The sequence below is a fragment of the Microbacterium meiriae genome, assembly GCF_040686935.1.
Classification (GTDB): Bacteria; Actinomycetota; Actinomycetes; order Actinomycetales; family Microbacteriaceae; genus Microbacterium; species Microbacterium meiriae.
In genome coordinates this window covers 245,481-265,018 of record NZ_JBFBMF010000004.1, presented here as the reverse complement: position 1 = coordinate 265,018, position 19,538 = coordinate 245,481, and the positions used below count along the sequence as shown (strand labels likewise).

20 protein-coding genes are annotated in these 19,538 nt (G+C 69.9%); 2 read left to right on the top strand and 18 right to left on the bottom strand.

Going from position 1 to position 19,538, the window contains the following annotated elements:
- Window positions 1-15 precede the first annotated feature (15 nt).
- Entirely contained in the window at window positions 16-663 is a 648-nt protein-coding gene (locus tag AB0P08_RS14570) for a biliverdin-producing heme oxygenase (protein WP_060922936.1), read from the top strand.
- A 13-nt stretch (window positions 664-676) separates the two neighbouring features.
- Here AB0P08_RS14570 and AB0P08_RS14565 read toward each other — a convergent pair whose 3' ends face one another.
- Window positions 677-2,074 (bottom strand): ATP-dependent DNA helicase, encoded by a 1,398-nt coding sequence (locus AB0P08_RS14565; RefSeq protein WP_363590316.1) that lies wholly within the window; start codon window positions 2,072-2,074, stop codon window positions 677-679.
- Between the two features lie 117 nt (window positions 2,075-2,191).
- On the opposite strand from AB0P08_RS14565, the gene AB0P08_RS14560 reads away from it, so the two are divergent.
- Window positions 2,192-3,262: a hypothetical protein gene (locus AB0P08_RS14560; protein WP_187662683.1), complete on the top strand. Its 1,071-nt coding sequence runs from the start codon at window positions 2,192-2,194 to the stop codon at window positions 3,260-3,262.
- Window positions 3,263-3,275: 13 nt separating this feature from the next.
- Here the strand turns inward: AB0P08_RS14560 and AB0P08_RS14555 are convergent, their stop codons facing one another.
- The 17 genes from AB0P08_RS14555 to AB0P08_RS14475 form a co-directional block, all read right to left on the bottom strand.
- A complete protein-coding gene (locus AB0P08_RS14555) occupies window positions 3,276-5,288 on the bottom strand; it encodes a bifunctional copper resistance protein CopD/cytochrome c oxidase assembly protein (protein ID WP_363590315.1) in 2,013 nt (670 codons plus the stop codon).
- Between the two features lie 82 nt (window positions 5,289-5,370).
- Window positions 5,371-5,658, bottom strand: coding sequence for an HU family DNA-binding protein (locus AB0P08_RS14550; RefSeq protein ID WP_017203554.1), 288 nt, complete (start codon window positions 5,656-5,658; stop codon window positions 5,371-5,373).
- A 324-nt stretch (window positions 5,659-5,982) separates the two neighbouring features.
- Complete coding sequence (gene rpsN / locus AB0P08_RS14545) at window positions 5,983-6,288, bottom strand: 30S ribosomal protein S14 (protein WP_017829734.1); 306 nt, start codon at window positions 6,286-6,288, stop codon at window positions 5,983-5,985.
- 3 nt (window positions 6,289-6,291) lie between these two features.
- Window positions 6,292-6,462, bottom strand: a complete 171-nt coding sequence (gene rpmG / locus AB0P08_RS14540) for a 50S ribosomal protein L33 (RefSeq protein WP_017203558.1) — start codon at window positions 6,460-6,462, stop codon at window positions 6,292-6,294.
- Window positions 6,462-6,698, bottom strand: coding sequence for a 50S ribosomal protein L28 (gene rpmB / locus AB0P08_RS14535; protein WP_017203559.1), 237 nt, complete (start codon window positions 6,696-6,698; stop codon window positions 6,462-6,464). The genes rpmG and rpmB overlap by 1 nt, the downstream gene beginning before the upstream one ends.
- Window positions 6,699-6,889: 191 nt before the next feature.
- Window positions 6,890-7,612 (bottom strand): DNA-3-methyladenine glycosylase, encoded by a 723-nt coding sequence (locus AB0P08_RS14530; protein ID WP_363590314.1) that lies wholly within the window; start codon window positions 7,610-7,612, stop codon window positions 6,890-6,892.
- Window position 7,613: 1 nt separating this feature from the next.
- Window positions 7,614-9,446: an Ig-like domain-containing protein gene (locus AB0P08_RS14525; protein ID WP_363590313.1), complete on the bottom strand. Its 1,833-nt coding sequence runs from the start codon at window positions 9,444-9,446 to the stop codon at window positions 7,614-7,616.
- Window positions 9,436-10,248: a TIGR03943 family putative permease subunit gene (locus AB0P08_RS14520; RefSeq protein WP_363590312.1), complete on the bottom strand. Its 813-nt coding sequence runs from the start codon at window positions 10,246-10,248 to the stop codon at window positions 9,436-9,438. The genes AB0P08_RS14525 and AB0P08_RS14520 overlap by 11 nt, the downstream gene beginning before the upstream one ends.
- On the bottom strand, window positions 10,241-11,281 hold the full coding sequence (locus AB0P08_RS14515; RefSeq protein WP_363590311.1) for a permease: 1,041 nt from the start codon (window positions 11,279-11,281) through the stop codon (window positions 10,241-10,243). Before AB0P08_RS14515 ends, AB0P08_RS14520 begins: the two co-directional genes overlap by 8 nt.
- Window positions 11,278-11,694, bottom strand: a complete 417-nt coding sequence (locus AB0P08_RS14510; RefSeq protein ID WP_363590310.1) for a Fur family transcriptional regulator — start codon at window positions 11,692-11,694, stop codon at window positions 11,278-11,280. Before AB0P08_RS14510 ends, AB0P08_RS14515 begins: the two co-directional genes overlap by 4 nt.
- A 121-nt stretch (window positions 11,695-11,815) precedes the next feature.
- Window positions 11,816-12,688, bottom strand: coding sequence for a metal ABC transporter permease (locus AB0P08_RS14505; RefSeq protein WP_363590309.1), 873 nt, complete (start codon window positions 12,686-12,688; stop codon window positions 11,816-11,818).
- On the bottom strand, window positions 12,685-13,536 hold the full coding sequence (locus AB0P08_RS14500; RefSeq protein WP_370428263.1) for a metal ABC transporter ATP-binding protein: 852 nt from the start codon (window positions 13,534-13,536) through the stop codon (window positions 12,685-12,687). The genes AB0P08_RS14505 and AB0P08_RS14500 overlap by 4 nt, the downstream gene beginning before the upstream one ends.
- On the bottom strand, window positions 13,533-14,546 hold the full coding sequence (locus AB0P08_RS14495) for a metal ABC transporter substrate-binding protein (RefSeq protein ID WP_363590308.1): 1,014 nt from the start codon (window positions 14,544-14,546) through the stop codon (window positions 13,533-13,535). Before AB0P08_RS14495 ends, AB0P08_RS14500 begins: the two co-directional genes overlap by 4 nt.
- 64 nt (window positions 14,547-14,610) lie before the next feature.
- Window positions 14,611-16,302, bottom strand: a complete 1,692-nt coding sequence (locus AB0P08_RS14490) for a glycoside hydrolase family 13 protein (protein ID WP_363590307.1) — start codon at window positions 16,300-16,302, stop codon at window positions 14,611-14,613.
- Between the two features lie 37 nt (window positions 16,303-16,339).
- Entirely contained in the window at window positions 16,340-17,218 is an 879-nt protein-coding gene (locus AB0P08_RS14485; RefSeq protein WP_085605188.1) for a carbohydrate ABC transporter permease, read from the bottom strand.
- On the bottom strand, window positions 17,218-18,132 hold the full coding sequence (locus AB0P08_RS14480; protein WP_363590306.1) for a carbohydrate ABC transporter permease: 915 nt from the start codon (window positions 18,130-18,132) through the stop codon (window positions 17,218-17,220). Before AB0P08_RS14480 ends, AB0P08_RS14485 begins: the two co-directional genes overlap by 1 nt.
- Window positions 18,129-19,454 (bottom strand): ABC transporter substrate-binding protein, encoded by a 1,326-nt coding sequence (locus AB0P08_RS14475; RefSeq protein ID WP_363590305.1) that lies wholly within the window; start codon window positions 19,452-19,454, stop codon window positions 18,129-18,131. The genes AB0P08_RS14480 and AB0P08_RS14475 overlap by 4 nt, the downstream gene beginning before the upstream one ends.
- Window positions 19,455-19,538 lie beyond the last annotated feature (84 nt).

Here is a 19,538-nt window from a genome sequence, read left to right as displayed (position 1 = left end):
CCTTACACTGAAGCCATGCCCGAGATCCTGTCCTTCTCCGCCGCCCTCCGCGAGCGCTCCTCCGGCTCGCACTCCCGCAGCGAGACCGCCGGCTTCATGTCCGATCTGCTCAAGGGCGAAGGGTCGCGCGAGGACTACATCGCCCTGGTCGCGCAGCACTACTTCATCTACGACGCCCTCGAAGGGGCGGGAGAGCGGATGCGTCAGGACCCGGTGGCCTCCGTGTTCCTCAGCGACAAGCTCACGCGCCTCCCCGCGCTCGAAGCCGATCTCGCCTTCCTCCTCGGCCCCGAGTGGCGCGAGCGGATCGCACCCCTGCCCACCACACAGCGCTACGTCGACCGCATCCGTCAGGTGGGCGCGACGTGGGCGGGCGGGTTCGTGGCGCACCACTACACCCGGTACCTCGGCGATCTCTCCGGCGGCATCTTCATCGGGCGGGTGATGGCGCGGCGCTTCGGCTTCGAAACCAACGGCATCGGCTTCTACCTGTTCGACGACATCGCCGACCCCTCCGCCTTCAAGGACGTCTATCGCGAACAGCTCGACGCCGCTCCGTGGGACGAGGCGGAGCGCGAGCGCGTCATCGACGAGGTGCTGCTGGCGTACCGCTTCAACACCGAGCTCTTCGAAGACCTCGACCGCGCCCGCGCCGCCGCCTGACCCGGCAGCGACCTCAGGTCCTCGGCAGCTCCGGCGTCGAGGCCGCCAGCCACGCATCGCGCATGAACCGGCGCACGTCCTCATCCACGCGGATGTCGCTCGGCCGCAGCGGACGGGAGAGGTACAGCCCGTCGAGGGATGTGAGCCGGCTCAGCGCGACGTAGGTCTGCCCCGGCGCGAAGGCCCCGGAGCCCAGGTCGATCACGGCGCGGTCGTAGGTCTTGCCCTGGGACTTGTGGATCGTCACGGCCCACGCGAGCCGCAGCGGGAACTGCGTGAACTCGGCGACGACGTCCCGGGAGAGCTTCTTCGTGTTGGGGTCGTAGGCGTACCGGAACCGCTCCCAGACGGCCGGCTCGACGTCGACCTCCTCGCCGTCGATCTCCACCCGCACGGTCCCGCCGAGGATGCGGGTCACCGTCCCGATGGTGCCGTTGACCCAGCGCGGCGGCTCTCCGGTCATCGCGGTGTCGTTGCGCAGGAACATCACCTGCGCCCCCACCTTGAGCTTGAGCTCGGATTCGGCGGGAAGAGAGGCCTCGCCGCGGCCGAAGTCGCCGTTGACCTCCGCCCGCGCGGTCTGCTCCTTGCCGGGCAGCGCGGCGAGATGCCGGCTGTTGATGCTGTTCACGATGTCGTTGCGGGTGGCGAGGGTGATCATCGGCACCTCGCCGGGCTCGGGCTCCGGCGGGGTGCGCGCGCCCTGAGCGTTGAGGATCCCGGCGATCTCCGCCGTCACCCGTCCATAGCGGACGGCGTTGAGCATGGACTTGAAGCCGTCGTCCGACTGGCGGTGGATCTGCACGAGCTCCCGCACGTGCAGCTCCGCCCGGGTGTCGACCTCGAACAATGCCCCCTGGGCCCCTTGGGCCCGTGAGCCTGTCGAAGGGCCCGCCCACACCTTCGCGTCGAAGAACCAGAACGACCGGTAGTGATCCTTCACGTACCGAGCCTCATCGCCCCGGGGCGGCACCGGAGCGAGCTGATAGGGGTCGCCGAACATGACGACCTGCACACCGCCGAAGGGCTCTCCCCGCCGCCCTCTCGCCTGCCGCAGCGACCGATCGATGGCGTCCATGAGGTCGGCGTTGACCATGGAGATCTCATCGATGACGAGGGTCTCGATCGCGTTGAGAATGCGTCGGGTGGCATCGTTCTGATCGATGTCGCCGTCCCCGATGAGCCCGATCGGCAGACGGAACAGGGAGTGGATCGTCTGCCCCTCGACGTTCAGGGCCGCGACGCCGGTGGGGGCGCAGATCGCGATCTGCTTCTTCGTGTTCCAGGCGAAATGCTGCAGCAGCGTGGACTTGCCGGTGCCCGCGCGGCCCGTGATGAATACGTGCTCGCTGGTGTCCTCGATGAGCCGGAACAGCTCCTGCTGCTCCTCGGACAGGGCGGGAAGGGACACGGTTCTCACAGGGCTGACGGGGCGGACACGGGGCGCTCCCCCATGCTACGTGCCCCGTCCGGGACGGGGCCGCCGACGCTCGGCGTCCCCCCAGGACGCCCTCCTAGACTGACCGGCATGGAGCGGGCCGGGACGCGCGCGCCCCGGCGGTCGCGCCTGGGCGCCGATCTGGCGATCCTGGGTCTCATCGGCGTCCTCCTGCTGGCCGCGATCGGCGCGGGCGGCGCGACGCTCTACCGGCAGTTCTACGGCCCGTCGGCGTTCGTGGTCCGCTATCTCGACCTGCTGTCCGAGGGGCGAGCCGCCGATGCCCTCCGCGTTCCCGGTGTCGCTATCGACCGGGAGACCCTCGATGACGCCGGGATCGACCCCGCCGCGTCCGAGGCGATGCTGCGCCGCTCCGCCCTCGGTCCGCTCAGCGACGTCGAGGTCGAATCCGAGGAGCCCTCCGGCGACGGCACCGCGGTGACCGTCAGCTACCGCGCCGGCGGCCACTCCGGCACCACCACGTTCCACGTCGCGCAGGACGGCTGGGCCGGCGTCACACCGAACTGGCGGTTCACGACCAGCCCCCTCGCCGTCGTCGAGCTCACGGTGCGCGGAGCCGACCGGTTCTCCGTGAACGGGTTCGAGGTCGACCGCCGCCAGGTCTCCGCCGCCGGGCCCGCGGCGTTGCCCCTGGAGCCTCTCCCGCTGCTCGTCTTCACCCCCGGGCTCTACTCCGTGACGGTCGACACCGCGATCGCGGAGTCCACCGGGCACGGCGTGCTCGCCGATGAGCCACTCGCCGTGACCCCTCTCGACGTGCAGACCGAGCCGACGGAGGAGTTCGTCGACGTGGTCCAGGAGCGCGTCGAGGAGTTCCTCACCGCGTGCACCACGCAGGAGGTGCTGCAGCCCACCGCGTGCCCGTTCGGCCTGCGCGTCGAGAACAGGATCGCCGCGCCGCCGAAGTGGTCCATCGCCCAGCAGCCCGAGATCATGGTGGCGCCGTCCGACGACGGTCACTGGCAGATCCCGGCCACCGACGCCGTGGCGCACGTCGAGGTCGAGATCCAGTCGCTCTTCGACGGCTCCGTGGAGCCGGTCTCCGAAGACGTGCCCTTCCGGGTCAACGGCTCCATCGCCATCCTCCCGGACGGCTCGGCATCGATCCGCGTCGGCTCCCCGGACGATCCCGTGAAGTGAGACCGGTGCCCGGTCAGCGGCCCTGGCGCTCCGCCGCGCGCTGATCCCGGGCCGCGAGGTCGGCGAGCCGCGCGTTGTACTCCTCCAGCTCGGCATCGCCGGTGCGATCGGCATGCCGGTCGCGACGACGCTGGAGCTTGGTGTCGCTCCGGCTCCACTGGATGGCGACGGTGATCGCGAGGATGAGCGTCGGGATCTCCCCGATCGACCACGCGATGCCCCCGCCCACGTACTGGTCGGTCATCGGGTCGGCGCCCCAGTCGCGCCCCATCGCACCGAACCAGTCGGCGACCATGAGCCCCTCCTGCATCATGATCGCCATGCCGAAGAACGCGTGCATGGCCATCACGGCGATGAGGGTGATGAGCCGGCCGGGGTACGGCAGGCGATACGGCACCGGGTCGGCGCCGATCAGACTCATCACGAAGAGGTACCCCGAGATCAGGAAGTGGGCGACCATCCACTCGTGCCCGAGGTGCTCGAACATCGACCAGCGCACCAGGTCGGTGAAGTAGAACGCCCAGAGGGAGAGGATGAAGATCGCCGCCGCCACGATCGGGTGCGTCACGACCCTCGCGAACGGCGAGTGGACGGCCCACATGATCCATTCGCGACCACCGCGGGTGCCGTCGTCGCGCTTGTGGATGGCGCGCAGCGCGAGGGTGATCGGCGCGCCGGAGACGAGGAGCAGCGGGATCGCCATCGAGAGCATCATGTGCCCCAGCATGTGCACGCTGAAGAGGTACTCCTGGTACGCGTTGATGGGTCCGCCGGTCACCCACACCAGCAGGAGCAGGCCGAGCACCCAGAAGACGGTGCGGTGGATCGGCCAGCGATCGCCGCGCAGCTGGAGCCGGCGCACGCCTGCGAGGTAGAAGAAGAGTCCGAAGCCCGCCGCGACGAGCCACAGCACGTCGATGTCCCAGGCCGTGAACCAGCGCTCCAGAGTGAGCTCCGGCGGCAGCAGCGAGCCGGTGAGGATCTGCGCGGGGGTCTGCGCGAACGCGGCGACCTCCCCGGTCGGCGGGGGCGTGCGAGCGAGCGCGGCCGCCGCGCCGGAGGCGAGGCCCATGAGCGCCACCTCGCCGAGGACCAGAGCCCAGAACCACCGGGAGGCGCGGGCGCCGTTCAGCTTCGGGATCAGCCGCGTGCGGTACCAGGCGCCGAGCAGCCCCATGCCGACGAGCAGGACGGCCTTGACGACGACGATGAGTCCGTAGGGGGTCGTCCACACGGCCTCCCAGCTCCCGACGGCCACGATCGACCGCGTGAAGCCGGAGAAGGCGACGACCGCGAAGGCCGCGATCGCCAGCGACGAGTAGCGGCCGACGAGCCGGGGGAGGTCGAGCCCCTGCTGCCCGCGCAACAGCACGAGAAGGAGCAGCCCGCCGAGCCACGCCGCCGCGCCGATGGTGTGCAGGAGGATCGAGTTGACGGCCATGTTGTGTCCGTCGAGGTCGCCCGCGTGCCCCTGGGTCGCCAGCGGCAGGAAAGACACGGCGGCCAGCAGGGCGGTGAGCAGCGTGGGTGTCCAGGTGCGCCAGGCGAACGCGAGCACCGTGATGACGGCGCCCAGGATCGTCGTGATCAGCCACGACTGCCCCAGCGGGAGCTCGAGCAGGAAGCGCCCGAGCTGCGAACCGAACTCGCGCTCGATGCTGAGCTGCGGGTTGAAGGCGGCCATGAAGGAGAAGAACCCGGCGAGCCCGGCGGAGACGGTGAAGACGGCGGCGCCGATGGACGCGATGTTCAGGGCCGTGTCGAAGGTGCGCTCCCCCGCCCGCAGTCCGAAGAGCGCCAGCACGAGGGAGCCGAGCATGACAGCGCCGGCGATGTTCATCACGAGCTTCGCCAGCGGAGTGCCCCACAGCACCACCGGCCCTGGGTCCTGCAGCAGCGGCGGGTTCGCCCCTCCCCCGACCAGGAGCGCCCAGACCAGAGCGGCTCCGGCTGCGACGAGGAGGATCACGATGCCGGCGAGACGGTACGCCGACGTCGGGCGCGGCGTCTCGGTGCGGGAACTCACCCCTCCAGCCTAGGCGCGCGCAGCAGGGAGAACGCACGAAGGCCGCCCCCGGAGCGGGGGCGGCCTTCGAACGGGTGCGGTCTTACTTGACGGCAGCCTTGAGCTTGGAGCCGGCGGTCACCTTGACGCGCTTGCCGGCCGGGATCTTGATCTCGGCGCCGGTCTGCGGGTTGCGGCCCGTGCGGGCGGCCGTGTCGACCTGCTCGAACGAGATCCAGCCCGGGATGGAGACCTTGCTGCCCTTGGCGACGGCGTCGGAGACCGTGGCGAACAGCGAGTCGAGGACACCGGAGACGGTGGCCTGGCTCTGGCCGGTGGCGGAAGCGATGCTCGCGACGAGCTCGGTCTTGGTGATGGACTTGTCAGCCATGTCATCCTCCAGCGACGAAGGACCGTCGCATCGTGTGTGGGTGCGAGGAGCGGGTGCTCCCCGTTGGTCGTGTGACCGCCTCGAATGTACCAACGGCCACCCGGATTTCCGCGTCATTTCGCGGGTTTCGACCGATTTCCCGGCGTGTCGCGTCACATTGGCCACTCGCGTCACAGGTTTTCGGGCGCCCGCTCGCGGGTTCAGGCCGCCGCGCGGCATCAGGCACTCCCTGACATATGCGCCTGATCCGGCGTGATCGCCTGCGTTCCCGGGCATGCAAAAGGGGCGAGGATCCGAAGATCCCCGCCCCTTCTCGCGGGGTTCTTACCAGCTCGACTTGGTCACGCCGGGCAGCTCGCCACGGTGCGCCATGTCACGGAAGCGGACACGCGAGATGCCGAACTTCGTGAGGACACCACGGGGGCGGCCGTCGATGACGTCGCGCGAACGCACGCGAGCCGGCGACGCGTTGCGCGGCAGTTTCTGCAGGCCGACACGGGCGGCCTCGCGGGCCTCGTCGGTGGCGTTCGGGTCGACCAGGGTCTTCTTCAGCTCGGCACGACGCTCGGCGTAGCGCTCGACGATGACCTTGCGCTGCTCGTTGCGCGCGATCTTGCTCTTCTTAGCCATGGATCAACGCTCCTCTCGGAATTCGACGTGCTGACGGATGACCGGGTCGTACTTCTTGAGCACGAGGCGGTCGGGGGTGTTGCGGCGGTTCTTCTTGGTCACGTACGTGTAACCCGTACCCGCCGTCGAACGCAGCTTGATGATCGGACGGACGTCCTGAGCCTTCTTGGCCATTAGAGCTTCACACCCTTCGCCTGGAGGTCCTTGACGACGTTCTCGATGCCGCGCACGTCGATCACCTTGATGCCCTTGGCGGACACGTTGAGCGTGATCTTACGACCGAGCGAGGGCACGAAATAGGTCTTCTTCTGCACGTTCGGGTCGAAGCGACGCTTCGTCCGGCGGTGCGAGTGCGAGACGTTGTGACCGAAGCCGGGAACAGCTCCGGTCACCTGGCACACTGCTGCCATGATGATGACTCCTTCATTACCGTGAGACCGGACGGCCTCACCCAAGATCCCTTGTCTGCACGCCGCCCCGCATGCCGATCTCTCGGCGGAAGAAGGGGGAGCACACGAACTGCGCACAGGAGCGTGCGCAGACGAAGAGTCAGTCTAGCACGGCTCCGAGCGGCCGTTCGAATCGCCCGAATGGTCCCATCTCAGCCCGAAACGCCGCCATTCGCGCGACTCGAAGCGTCGGCGGCACCCCGCCCCCACCGGAACGCGGACACCGTGGGGTCGCCGGGGATCCAGAAACGCCAAGGGAACGCGTCCGTGCCGGCGATGCCCGCCACCCCCACCCGCGGGCCCTGGGCCACGTCGACCACGGGAGGGCCGAGCCACAACTCCGCCCTGGCGTGGTTCCGCTCCTCGCCGGTGATGGCGTCGATGCCGTCGTGCAGGGAGTGCCGCAGTCCCACGGCCTGTCCGAGCCGTCCGGGCCCACGCGCGAGGTCCCGCCGAGCGGTGCGGCCGAGCGGGAGGACCGCACGCCGTCGCCGGGCCGCCTCCTCCACCCCGGTCACGATCTCCCCCGCGCGCAGCAGCACCCCATCACCCTGCCCCTCGGGACCGCAGGCCACGTTGACGCAGGAGTGGATGCCGTGACTCAGGTACACGTAGAGATGGCCCGGCTCGCCCCACATCGTGGCGTTCCGGGCGGTGCGGCCCATGCGGGCGTGGGACCCCGGGTCCGCCAGCGCTCCGGTGCCCTGCCCGTGGTAGGCCTCCACCTCGGTGATCCGCACGCGCACCTCCACCGGGCGACTGTCCTCGACGACCACGGTCCGCAGCTCCGCGCCGAGGAGGGTCGGCGCGACCTCCACGGCGGAGCGCATCACGTCGTCGCGGGTCGCGCGCCGCACCGCCAGGGGCCCCGTCATGTCAGAACCGCGGCGCCGTCTGGCACCAGGACGCGTCGAAACCGGTCAGTGCGACGATCTCGTCCCCGGTCTTCATGTCGATGAGGTGCGTCTCGAGCTTCTCCGGCAGCGGCAGCAGCATCCCGTCGTAGGCGTTGTCCGCCATGTCCGGCGCGATCACCACCGCGGCGTACTGCCCGCTCGGCGACGCACAGGCCTGGAGGATCGAGTCGGCCGAACTCACCTCGACCAGCGGCGTGGCCGCGCCGGAGTCGTCGACGCGGATGACGGCCTGTCCCACCGGGAGGCCGCCCTCGTCCCTGGCGACGACGTGGCGCAGCGTTCCGCCGGGGAACGGCGTGATGGAGGTCGCGGTGCCGTAGTCCGGCTCCGACGCGGCGAGCGGCTCCTCCGATCCGTCCGCCAGGTCGAGCTCCACCACCGATCCGTCCAGTCGCTCGACGATCGCGGTGTAGGTGCCGCGGGAGATGCCCTGGATCGTCGTGGCGAGACCGAGGGACTGCACGCCGGTGTCGGCCGACTGGTCCACGAGGGACAGCGCTCCGTCGAAGTCGATGAACAGGACCGCGGCGCTGTCCGGCACGAACTGCCACACGAAGACGCTCACCTGCTTGTCCCCGACCTCGATGATGCGGGGCTCGTCGTCGCCGCTCAGCGACTGGGTGACGAGCACGCTCGCGCGCCCCTCGGTGTCGCTGAGCTCGCGATCGGAGTAGCTGTAGCCGACGAGGTTGCCGCGTTCGGACACCTGGATCGCGCCCACGTAGCCTTCGCCGGGAAGGGGGAGCTCGCGCTGGTCGGAGCCGTCCCTGTCCATCACGAGCAGCCGCGACTGGTCGTCATCCTCGACCGCGGCCACGAGCTGCGTGGACGTGGCCCGGAAGTCGTCGATCCGCGGGTGGGAGAACACCGGCTGCGCGTTCTCGCCGCTCAGGTCGGTGCGGAAGATGATGTCGTCGCCGTCGGGGTCGCGGCGCAGGAGGAAGATCGACGACGCCGGGGTCTCGAAGGATGTCGTCAGGTCGGCGGCCGGGCCTCCTCCCGCACCCGTCACGTCGGAGACGGTCACCGTGTACGTCGTGTCGTCGTCGAGGGGCACCGTGAAGCGCACGCCGACGCCCCGACCGGCGGCATCGACCGTGAACGGCACGGACGGCTCGACCCTGACCTGCTCGGGGTCGATGGCGGAGAGCGGCTGATTCGCCGTGAGGATGACGCGGCTCCCTGAGGATTCGATGGCCTGGGCGGCGTCGACCTGCACATCGGTCACCCGGGGGCCCTGGAGCAGGCTGACGATTCCGAGTCCGGTGCCGACGAGCACGAGCACTCCGACCACGGCACCGATCGTGACGAGGAAGCGGCGGCGGGACCACGGCGCGGGCGGAGGCGCATCGTCGTCGGCGGGGAGGTCGGTGGTCGGCGTCCAGCCCGGATCCGATGCATCGCCCGGTTCGCTGCTCGCCGCGGGGGTGGACGCCGGCCCCGCGGGGGTGAACACCGGCTCGGGCGCCTGCGGGATCGCGGGGACGCCGGCGGCCGCATCGGGAGCAGCGCGCTCCGCCGCCTCACGCTCCGCAGCAGCGCGCTCTGCCGCTTCACGCTCCGCCGCAGCTTCGCGATCGACGGCGGCCTGCTCGGCGGCGACCTCGGCGGCCATCCGTTCCACGGCCGCACGTTCCGCCGCGACCTGCTCCGCTTCAGCCTGCTCGGTGGCCGCGCGCTCCGCGGCCGTCTGCTCCTCGGCGGCACGCTCCTCCGCTTCCCTGGCAGCGCGCAGCTCGGCGCGGGTCCGCGGGACGGCGGGCGGCTCCGGCCGCTCGTCGTCAGTACTCATACGGGTCCTTCGGCTCGTCGATCGCCACGACATCGGTCGGCTCGATGTGCAAGGAGCCGTTCTCATCCGCACGGACGGTCCCGGTGATCTCGACCCATTGTCCGGTCTTGTACGCGTCCGCGTCGACGCTCACCGGCAGCGCCGCCGTCTGGGCGTCGATGACGCAGTGGGTGATCACGAGCCGGGTGAGGTTGACGCCGTCGCCGTCGCCCGGCGTGACGAAGCCCTGCAAGGTGACGTCGGCCCCGTCATAGGCCGTGGTGTTCGTCGCGGCGGCGAAGACGCTCGCCCAGTCGCCCACGCCGAACGTCGACGTGTCCGCGACCCCGAGGGCGACCGTGTCGGCGCCGGCGAACAGTGCGGTCTCCTCCCCGGCGCGCGACATCGCGAGCTCGACCGAGAGCGAGGCGGGAGGCAGGACGAGTGCGGAGACGACGACCCCCGTCGCCACCACACCGCCGGCCAGAGCACCGACCCCGGCGAGGCTCCGGCGCGATGGGACGGAGGGGCGCTCGCTCTCCTCAGCGGAGGAGTGCTCCGACTCCGCAGATCGGGCGGAGGAGGGACCGTGGTCGTGCCCGTGATCCTCCTCCGCGCCCAGGGGCAGCGTGCACGACCAGACGGCTCCGGCGAGAGTGACCACGGCGGCAGCCGATGCGAACCACACCGACTCCGGGCTGATGTAGAGGCTGAGGCGGTCGGTCACCGCGAGGCCGAGGGTGACGACGGCGACGACGGAGGCCAGACCGATCCCCAGCCACCGGGTCGCGAGGGCGCGCGTGCGGACGGAGAGCTCAGGCAAGGACGTTCACCCCGATCCCGATCGCGAAGGCCGACGCCAGCACGACAGCGGTGATCCCGACGAGCGTCCGGGTGGTGAAGGTCGTGCGCATCAGCGCCAGCATCTTGATGTCGACGAGCGGCCCGACCAGGAGGAACGCCACGAGGGCCCCCGAGGAGAAGGTCGACGCGAACGACAGCGCGAAGAAGGCGTCGACATTGGAGCAGATCGCCACGACGATCGCGAGCAGCATCATCGCGACGATGGACAGCACGGGATTGGCGCCGATCGTGAGCAGGACGTCGCGCGGGATGAGCACCTGCACGGCCCCCGCCAGCGCGGAGCCGATCACGAGCGCCGGCATCACGGCCCGCAGCTCCACGAGGAACTGCGTGAGGCTGCGGCGCACGGGAGTTCCCGGCTCGTGGGTCACGCGCTCGCACGTGTCGACGAAGCGCTGGGTGAGCAGCGACTCCGGCGCGGGATGGCGGCTGTAGATCCAGCCGATGAGGTTCGCGATGAGGTAGCCGCCGACGAGGCGGGCGACGAGGATGCCGCCGTCCCATCCGAACGCGGCGTGCGTCGTGAGGATCACGATCGGGTTCACGATCGGCGCCGCGATGAGGAAGGTCAGCGCTTCCGCGGGGGCGAGTCCGCGCATCATGAGTCCGCGGGCGAACGGGACGTTCCCGCACTCGCAGACCGGGATGAGCATGCCGAGCAGGGAGAGCACGGCACGGCGGGCCCAGGCGCGGCGCGGGAGCCAGCGGTGGATGACGTCCGCCGGGAGCCAGACCTGCACCACGATCGACAGCAGCACGCCGAGCACCACGAACGGCAGCGCCTCGATCAGCACGCTGAGAGCGAGTGTCAGACCGTCCTGGGCGCGGGTGGGCAGCGAGGCGGGGAAGAGGGTGGGGAGGAAGGCGTCGATGAGGAACAGCGCCGCGACGATCACGACGCCGATGCCGACGGCGATCCACGTCGAGCGCGGCGAGGGCGCTCGACGGTGCGTGTGGCCCGGACGGGTGGCCGTTCGTGCCGGGGCGGTCACGCTGTCGCAGTCCTCTCGGCGTCGCGCTTGTTCGCGCAGGGGGTGCACAGTCCGAAGACGTCGACCACGTGCGCGGCCTCGGTGAAGCCGTGCAGGGCGGCCGTGCGGTGCGCCCACTGCTCCACGTCCTTCGCCTCGATCTCGACCGTGAGGCCGCAGGACCGGCAGATGAGGTGGTGGTGGTGGCCCTGGGTGGTGCACGCCCGGTAGAGCGCCTCCCCCTCGGGGCTCTGCAGCGAGTCGGCATCTCCGGCCGCCGCGAGTCCGGCGAGGGCGCGGTAGACGGTGGCCAGGCCGATCCCCGTGTTGTCGTCGCGGAGCGTCGCGTGGAGGCTCTGCGCACTCACGAAACCGCGGGCGTCGGCGAGCGCTTCGCGCACGCGTTCGCGCTGCCAGGTGTTCCGCTGAGCCATGCCATCGATTCTAGGCCGCCGGGATCGGCGAGGGCTGGGAGCGCCCCCACCGCGGATTCGAGTCGCCCGATCGGCGGCATCTGCGGCCGAAATGGAGCGAAGTGCGCGACTCGAAGGGGGGTCAGACGCGGGTGACCCGGGAACGGACGCGCTGCACGATCCAGCACACGACGTAGATCGTGAAGGACAGGGTCGTGATGTAGGGGCTGACGGGCAGGGTGCCGGCGAGCGCGAGGAGGATGCCGCCGACGGCCGAGACGAACCCGAACAGCGCCGCCAGCACCGGCACCGCGACCGGGCCCGCCGTGATCCGCATGGCTGCGGCAGCGGGCGTCACCAGGAGCGCCATCACCAGCAGCGCGCCGATGATGTGCACGCTCACCGCGACGATGAGCCCCAGAAGCACCATGAACAGCAGGCTCACGGTCCGGGTGGGCACACCGCGGGCTGCCGCCGACTCCGGGTCGAGCGAGTCGAAGCGCAGCGGATTCCACATCACGAGCAGGCCGAGCAGCACCACGAGGCTGATGCCGACGAGCCAGCCGAGGTCGGGACTCGAGACCGACACGATCTGCCCGGTGAGGAGGCTGAACCGGTTGGCGCTGCGGCCGTCGTACAGCGACAGGAACAGGATGCCGAGACCGAGGCCGAACGGCATGAGCACGCCGACGATCGAGTTGCGGTCCCTGGCCTTGGCGCCGAGGACCCCGATGAGGATCGCCGCCACGAGGGCTCCGCCGAGTGAGCCGAGCACGACGCTGCCGCCGAACAGCAGCGCCGCCGCCGCTCCCGCGAAGGAGAGCTCGCTCACCCCGTGCACCGCGAACGCGAGATCGCGCTGCATGACGAACACCCCGATGAGACCGCCGACGAGCCCGAGCACGGCGCCCGCGATGATCGAGTTCGCGAGCAGGGCGACGAGCTCGCCATAGTCCTGGAAGGAGAAGATGTCGTCCCAGCCGACCAGGGGGACGAGAGCGGACGCGACGGTCATGCGGCGCCCCCGTGCTCGTGGTCATGGTCGTGGTGCGGCTCCGCATCGGGGACGCCGACCACGACGAGCCGGTCACCGGCGCGGAGCACGAACACCGGGGTGCCGTAGAGATCCGTCAGCACCCGGGTCTGCAGCACCTCCTCCGGGGTCCCGAGGAGGAACCGGCCGCCGGCGATGTAGAGGATGCGGTCGACGCGGTTCAGGATCGGGTTGACGTCGTGTGTGACGAAGAGCACGGCGGCTCCGCGCTCCCGACGCTGCCGATCGATGATGTCGGTGACGGCGACCTGGTTGGCGAGGTCGAGGTTCGACAGCGGCTCGTCGCAGAGGAGCAGCGCGGGTTCGTCGGCCAGCGCCTGCCCGACGCGGAGACGCTGCTGCTCTCCGCCGGAGAGGAGGCCCACCCGGCGGTCCGCGTACGAGGTCGCCCCGACAGCGGCCAGCAGGGCGTCGACCTTCGCCCGGTCGCCACGGTGCGGGACCGGGAAGCCGAAGCGGCTGCCCTGCACGCCGAGGGCGACGAGATCACGGGCGCGCATGCTCGTGTCGGGAGCGAGCGAGCGCTGCTGAGGGATGTAGCCGATGCGGGCGTTCCCGCGGTGCACGGGCTCGCCGGCCACGCGGATGCTCCCGCGCGAGAGGGGCTGGAGTCCCAGGATGCTGCGGAGGAGCGTCGTCTTCCCGGATCCCGATGGGCCGAGCACGGCGATGAACTCCCCGGGCTGTACCGAGAGGTCGAGTCCCGACCAGAGCTCGCGGTCGCCCCGCTGCAGGGCGCCGTCGGCGATCTCGAGGACCGGGCCGGTCTCCCTCGCGGGTCGCTGCGCCTGTGAACGGGCTCCGCTCACGACTGGACGGCGGCGGCGAGGCTCTGGATCGCGTCACTCATCCACTCAGAGTACGACGATCCGTCCTCGAGCAGCTCCGTGAACGCGACCACGGGCACCCCGGCGTCCTCCGCGGCCTTCTCGACGCGCTCCGTCTCCGCGCCGCCGGTCTGGGCGTTGGTGAGCACGGCGGTCACATCGCCGGACCCGACGACCTGCAGCGCCTCGAGCAGCACGGCGGGCGCGACATCACTGCCCTCCTCCACCGACTCCGCGAAGCCCTCGGGGGTGACGTCGGTGAGCCCGGCGGCCGTGGCCAGGTATCCGGGCAACGGCTCGGTCATGAACACCGTCGCACCGGCGGCGTCCGCCTCGATCGCCTCGAGGTCGCCCTCGAAGCCCTCCAGCTCCGCGACGAGCTCGTCCGCGTTCGTGCGGAACGTGTCGGCGCCGTCGGGGTCGATCTCGGTGAGCTCGTCGGCGATCGCCTCGACGACGTGGATCATCGTGTGCGGGTCGAACCAGACGTGCTCGTTGAAGCCCTCGATGTGGTCGTGGCCGGCGTGCTCGTCCTCGCCCTCCGCGTGCTCGTGATCGTGCGGCTCCTCGGTCGCGGCCTCGTCGTCGCCGTGATCGTGGTCCTCGCCCTCGTCGTGACCCTCGTTGCCCGGGTAGTCGTGCGAGAACTCCACCGCGGTGACGACGTGCGGGTCCTGCGCATCCTGCAGGAGGCTGTCGATGAACGCGTCGTAGCCGCCGCCGTTCTCCACCACGAGATCGGCCTTCTGCAGCGTGAGACGGTCGCGGGCACTCGCCTCGTAGGAGTGCGGGTCCTGGGTGACCGAGTCGATGATCGAGGTGACGTCGACGCGGTCCCCGCCGACCTGCGCGGCGATGTCGCCGTAGACGTTGGTGCTCGCGACGACCGTCACCGCGCCGTCGTCCTCTGCCGCGCCCGGGGTGGTCGAGCATCCGGCCAGCGTGAGGGCGGCGACGGAGGCGAGCGTGAGGGCGAGGACGGGCTTCTTCATGATTCCCACTCTAAACGCTAATGAGAACCATTATCAAACCGGTGCCCTCGCCCCGACTCTGCAGTCAGTCCGCGAGCGCCCCCGGGGCGATCCACGCCGTGGCCTCGCCCGGCAGCACGGAGCCGTCGAGGGGCACGGTCGACAGCACGGCATCGTCGGCCGCGGCGCCCAGATCGAACGGAGCGGTGCCGAAGTTCGTCACGACCTCCCACCCGTTCGGGCGGCGGAACCGCAGCACGTCCTCCCGACCCGTGTCGACCCACTCGAGCGTCTCCCCGGTCTGCAGCAGTCGCCGGAGACGCAGCGCCTCGCGGTACAGGTTGAGGGTCGAGCCGGGATCGGCGTCCTCCACCTCGACCGCGTACTCCGCGAACCAGGCAGGCTGCGGCAGGTGCGCGCCGGCCGCGCCGAAGCCGTATGAGCTGCCGGACGCCGTCCACGGCAGCGGCACGCGGCAGCCGTCGCGCCCGAGGCCGTCGAAGTCCGCGCCGCGGAAGAACCCGGGGTCCTGGCGCTGGTCGGGGGTGATGTCCGCGACCTCGTGCAGGCCGAGCTCCTCGCCCTGATAGAGGTAGGCGCTGCCGGGCAGGCCGAGCAGCAGCAGCGTCGCTGCGTGCGCCCGACGCAGACCGCCTTCCCGATCGAGTCCCTCCTCCGGGCCGCCCGCGCGCACCCACTCGGTTCCCTGCTTGACCGCGCGTCCGCGCAGCGGCGGCAGGCCGTAGCGGGTGGCGTGCCGGGTCACGTCGTGGTTCGAGAGCACCCAGGTCGTCGAGGATCCGGCGGCCTGCGCCTGGGCGAGGTTGTCGGCGATGATGCGCTGGAAGTCCGCCGCGTCGAAGTCGGCGACGAGCAGGTCGAAGTTGAACGCCTGTCCGAGCCCCTCTGCGGAGGCGTACTTCGCGCGGCGCTCCGGGGTCTCCACCCACGCCTCCGCGACCGCGGTGCGCGGCGGGTCGTACTCGTTGAAGACCGCGCGCCACTGGGCGTAGATCTCGTGCACGTCGTCGCGGTCGATCATCGGGTGCGTGCCGGAGGTGCGGTCCATCGAGTCGAGCTCGGCACGCGACGGCAGCGGCTCGGTGAGGTCCTTCGTCAGCATGTGGGCCACATCGATGCGGAACCCGTCCACGCCGCGGTCCGACCAGAAGCGGAGCGTTGTGAGGAAGTCCTCGCGCACCTCGGGGTGGTCCCAGTTGAGGTCGGGCTGCTCGACGGCGAAGTTGTGCAGGTACCACTGGCCGTCCGCGACGCGCTCCCAGGCGCTGCCTCCGAAGACCGAGACCCAGTCGGTGGGCGGCTCCGCGCCGTCGGGACCGGTGCCCTCGCGGAAGATGTAGCGCTCCCGGGCGGCCGAGCCGCGGCCGGCAGCCAGCGCCTCCTGGAACCAGGCGTGCTGGTCGGAGGTGTGGTTGGGGACGATGTCGACGACGACGCGGATGCCCCGCGCGTGCAGCGCCTCGACCATGGCGTCGAAGTCGTCGAGGGTGCCGAGGCGGGGGTCGACGTCCCGGTAGTCCGCCACGTCGTACCCGCCGTCGGCGAGCTCCGACGGGTAGAACGGGCTCAGCCACACCGCGTCGATGCCGAGCTCGGCGAGGTAGTCGGCGCGCGACACGATGCCGGGGATGTCGCCGAGGCCGTCGCCGTCGGCGTCCGCGAAGCTCCGCGGATAGATCTGGTACACGGCGGCCTGACGCCACCAGGTCGCGGTCTTGTCGTCTTCGCGGGTCGCGGTGAGCAGCGAATCGGTCATGAGGAAGAGGCTCTCCTTGTTTCTTGCGGGGGTCGGGTCAGCCCTTGACGGCACCCTGCGTGACGCCCTCCATCACCCAGCGCTGAGTGAAGAGATAGGCGACGATCGCGGGCGCCATGGCCATCAGGTACGAGGCGAAGGCGACGTTGTAGTTGTTGCTGAACTGGTTCTGGAAGAGGTTCTGCCGCACCGGGAGCGTCTGCAGCGCCGGGTCGGAGATGATCAGCGACGGCATCATGAAGTCGTTCCAGGCGTAGAGGAAGGCGAAGATGCCGACCGTGGCGCTCATCGGCGCGAGCAGCGGGAAGATGAGCCGCCAGAACGTCTGCCAGGTCGTGGCGCCGTCGATCCGCGCGCTCTCCTCCAGCTCGATCGGGATCGAGCGCAGGAAGGCCGTGAACAGCAGCACGCTGAAGCTGAGCTGGAACATCGTGGCGAGGATGATCACGCCGAACGGGTTGTCGAGGCCGACGCGTCCGGTGAGCTGGATCTGCGGAAGTGCCACGACGGGGAACGGGATGAACATCGCCGCCAGCAGGTAGAAGAAGGAGTACCGGAACAGCCGGCGGTCCCAGTTGCGTACGATCGCGTACGACGCGAAGGCCGCGAGGACGATCGTCGCGATGACCGTCCCTGCCGTGACGAGCAGCGAGATCGCGGCGCCGACCGGGAACTTCGTCAGCGTCCATGCTTGCACGAAGCCGTCGATGCTGAACGGCGCCGGCAGCGAGAACGCGTTGCCGTCGACCGCCTGCCCGGTGGTCTTGAACGCCATCGAGATCGTCACGTACAGCGGGATGAGGATCGTCGCCGTGCACAGGATCAGGATGATGGTGCCCGACCAGTTGACGCGCTCCATCTTCTGCCGCTTCCGGCGTCCGTCCGCGGGGATGGTGGTGAGGGTCTCCGTCGACATCAGAACGTGTTCCTTCCGCGGGTCAGCGAGAGCTGGAGGACGGAGATGAGCACGGCCACGATGAAGAAGATCGTGGCGTTGGCCATCTGGTAGGCGTAGTCGCCGCCGTTGAAGCCCGCGATGATCGTCATCGCGACGCTGCGGGTGGCGGTGCCGGGACCGCCGTTGGTGAGGCCGACGATGATGTCGTAGGCGTTGAGGAAGCCCTTGAAGCCGAGGATCACGTTGATGACGACGTATCCGGCGACGAGAGGGATCGTGATGCGGGTCAGCTGCTGCGTGCGGCTGGCGCCGTCGATGCTCGCCGCCTCGTACACCTCGCCCGGCACCGACAGAAGTCCGGCGATGTAGATGAGGAGCGTGCCGGGGACCGCCTGCCAGGCGGTGACGATCACGATCGCGACCCAGGCGAGGTCGGGGTTGGCGAGCAGGCTCGTCTCCAGCCACGGGATGCCGGTGGCCGCGCCCGCCGCGGGGATCGAGTTCGAGATCAGGAAGTTGAAGACGTAGGCGATGATGATGCCCGAGATCACCATCGGGATCACGAAGATCGTCCGCAGCCCCGTCTTGAACCGGATGCGGGAGGTGAGCCCGACCGCCAGCAGGAACGCGATGACGTTGACGACGATCACTGTCGCGATCGAGAACCCGAAGGTGAAGAGATAGCTCTGCAGGATCGCCGGGTCGCTGAACAGCGCGATGTAGTTCGTCAGCCCGTTGAAGCTCCACTCGCCGATCCCGATCGAGTCGGTGAAGCTGAAGAAGATGCCGATGACGCCGGGGACCGTGATCGCGAGCGTGAAGATCACCAGGGTCGGCAGCAGGAACAGGTAGTAGATCGGCTCGACGCGGCGCGTGTGGCGGCGGATCTTCCGCTGCTCGCCGGTGACGATGGCGGTCGTGCTGGTGCTCATGGCGCGGACTCCTCTGTCTCGCCCGATGCGGAATCCTCGGAACTCGGGATCGGGGCGCGGAAGGCGATGCGGGCCCAGTCCGCGTCCATGGTGCGGAGGATGGAGGACGGGTCGGCGCCGAGCACCATGGCCTGCGCGTAGTTGTTCATCGGCAGCGTCTTCGGGACGAGGACCGAGGGGCCCTGGTAGATCCGCCCCTCGTCGTAGTACTCGATCATGCCCTCGATACGCGGGTCGTCCGGCGGTGCCGCGTCCGTCGTCGGGGTGAACCCGAGCTGCGAGGCGTTGTACTCCTCGATGTTCTCCGGGAGGTAGAGGTACTCCAGGAAGTCGCGCGCGGCCTCCTGGTGCTGCGACTCCTCGGGGATCATGACCGCGAGGTCCATGTTCACCCGGACGGCGAGGTCGGCCGGATCGTCGGTCATGGGCAGCGGGAAGGTGCCGAGGTCGAGGTCGGGGTCGGTCTTGGCGATCTCGCTGAAAGCCCACGGCCCCTGGAGGTACATCGCGGCCTCGCCCTTCGCGAAGGCGAGGTTGCCGTCTCCGTACGCCCGGCTCGCCGCATCCTCGTTCGTGTACTCGTTCGCGAGCACCATCATCCTGTCCATCGGCTCCGCGAAGTCCTTCTCGAAGGAGACCTCCGAGTCCGGGCCCACCTCTGTGCCCTCGGCGGCGAGCGCGTCGAAGAAAGCCAGCACGTCCAGCGAGCCACCGGCCGCGTAGTCGTACCAGCCCTGCGCGACGGTCCAGTCGTCCTTGAACGTGGCGTAGAACGGGTCGATCCCGGCCTCGCGGAGGCTGTCGCTGACGGCGAGGAGCTCGTCCCAGGTCTGCGGCACCTCGAGGCCCTGCTCCGCGAAGATCTGCGTGTTGTAGATGACCGAGGCGGCCATGACCGAGTACGGCAGGGCGCTGGTGCGCCCCTCGCAGGAGCCGTACTGGTCCATCAACGGCTGCAGATCCTCACGGATGCCGGCGGCGGCCTCCGTGCCGGAAAGGTCGGTGAGCGCGCACCGCTGCACGAACCGGGCGACCTCGTAGTTGTAGTTGGCGAGCATGATGTCGGGCGGGTTCCCGCGGACGAAGCTCGCCGAGACGACGTCGACGCCGGACGTGTCGATCTCCACCCGGACGTCGTCCTGCGACGCGTTGTACTCCGCGACGAGCTCCGTCATGAACGGGATGGCCTCGCGCTTGCTGAACGTAAAGCGGATCGTCTCCGCTCCCCCGCCGGCGGCACAGCTCGTGAGCGCCGCGCCGGTCAGCACGAGGCCGAGCGCTCCGGCGGTCCAGCGCACCGCCCGTGATCGTGTGGCAGACACCGTCGTCCTTTCGTAGATCCGCGGAATAAATCTAGTGAGCGAATTTAGTCCGTCTAGAGGTACTGTCTCATCTGGGCGACAGAA

Coding starts and splice junctions, on each gene's coding strand:
- AB0P08_RS14510 (WP_363590310.1), bottom strand. CDS start 11,694: ATGGCTCAGCGGAACACCTGGCAGCGCGAACGCGTGCGCGAAGCGCTC.
- AB0P08_RS14550 (WP_017203554.1), bottom strand. CDS start 5,658: ATGGCTGACAAGTCCATCACCAAGACCGAGCTCGTCGCGAGCATCGCT.
- AB0P08_RS14490 (WP_363590307.1), bottom strand. CDS start 16,302: ATGACCGATTCGCTGCTCACCGCGACCCGCGAAGACGACAAGACCGCG.
- AB0P08_RS14525 (WP_363590313.1), bottom strand. CDS start 9,446: ATGAGTACTGACGACGAGCGGCCGGAGCCGCCCGCCGTCCCGCGGACC.
- AB0P08_RS14560 (WP_187662683.1), top strand. CDS start 2,192: ATGGAGCGGGCCGGGACGCGCGCGCCCCGGCGGTCGCGCCTGGGCGCC.
- AB0P08_RS14495 (WP_363590308.1), bottom strand. CDS start 14,546: ATGAAGAAGCCCGTCCTCGCCCTCACGCTCGCCTCCGTCGCCGCCCTC.
- AB0P08_RS14530 (WP_363590314.1), bottom strand. CDS start 7,612: ATGACGGGGCCCCTGGCGGTGCGGCGCGCGACCCGCGACGACGTGATG.
- AB0P08_RS14485 (WP_085605188.1), bottom strand. CDS start 17,218: ATGTCGACGGAGACCCTCACCACCATCCCCGCGGACGGACGCCGGAAG.
- AB0P08_RS14570 (WP_060922936.1), top strand. CDS start 16: ATGCCCGAGATCCTGTCCTTCTCCGCCGCCCTCCGCGAGCGCTCCTCC.
- rpmB (WP_017203559.1), bottom strand. CDS start 6,698: ATGGCAGCAGTGTGCCAGGTGACCGGAGCTGTTCCCGGCTTCGGTCAC.
- AB0P08_RS14505 (WP_363590309.1), bottom strand. CDS start 12,688: ATGACCGTCGCGTCCGCTCTCGTCCCCCTGGTCGGCTGGGACGACATC.
- rpsN (WP_017829734.1), bottom strand. CDS start 6,288: ATGGCTAAGAAGAGCAAGATCGCGCGCAACGAGCAGCGCAAGGTCATC.
- rpmG (WP_017203558.1), bottom strand. CDS start 6,462: ATGGCCAAGAAGGCTCAGGACGTCCGTCCGATCATCAAGCTGCGTTCG.
- AB0P08_RS14480 (WP_363590306.1), bottom strand. CDS start 18,132: ATGAGCACCAGCACGACCGCCATCGTCACCGGCGAGCAGCGGAAGATC.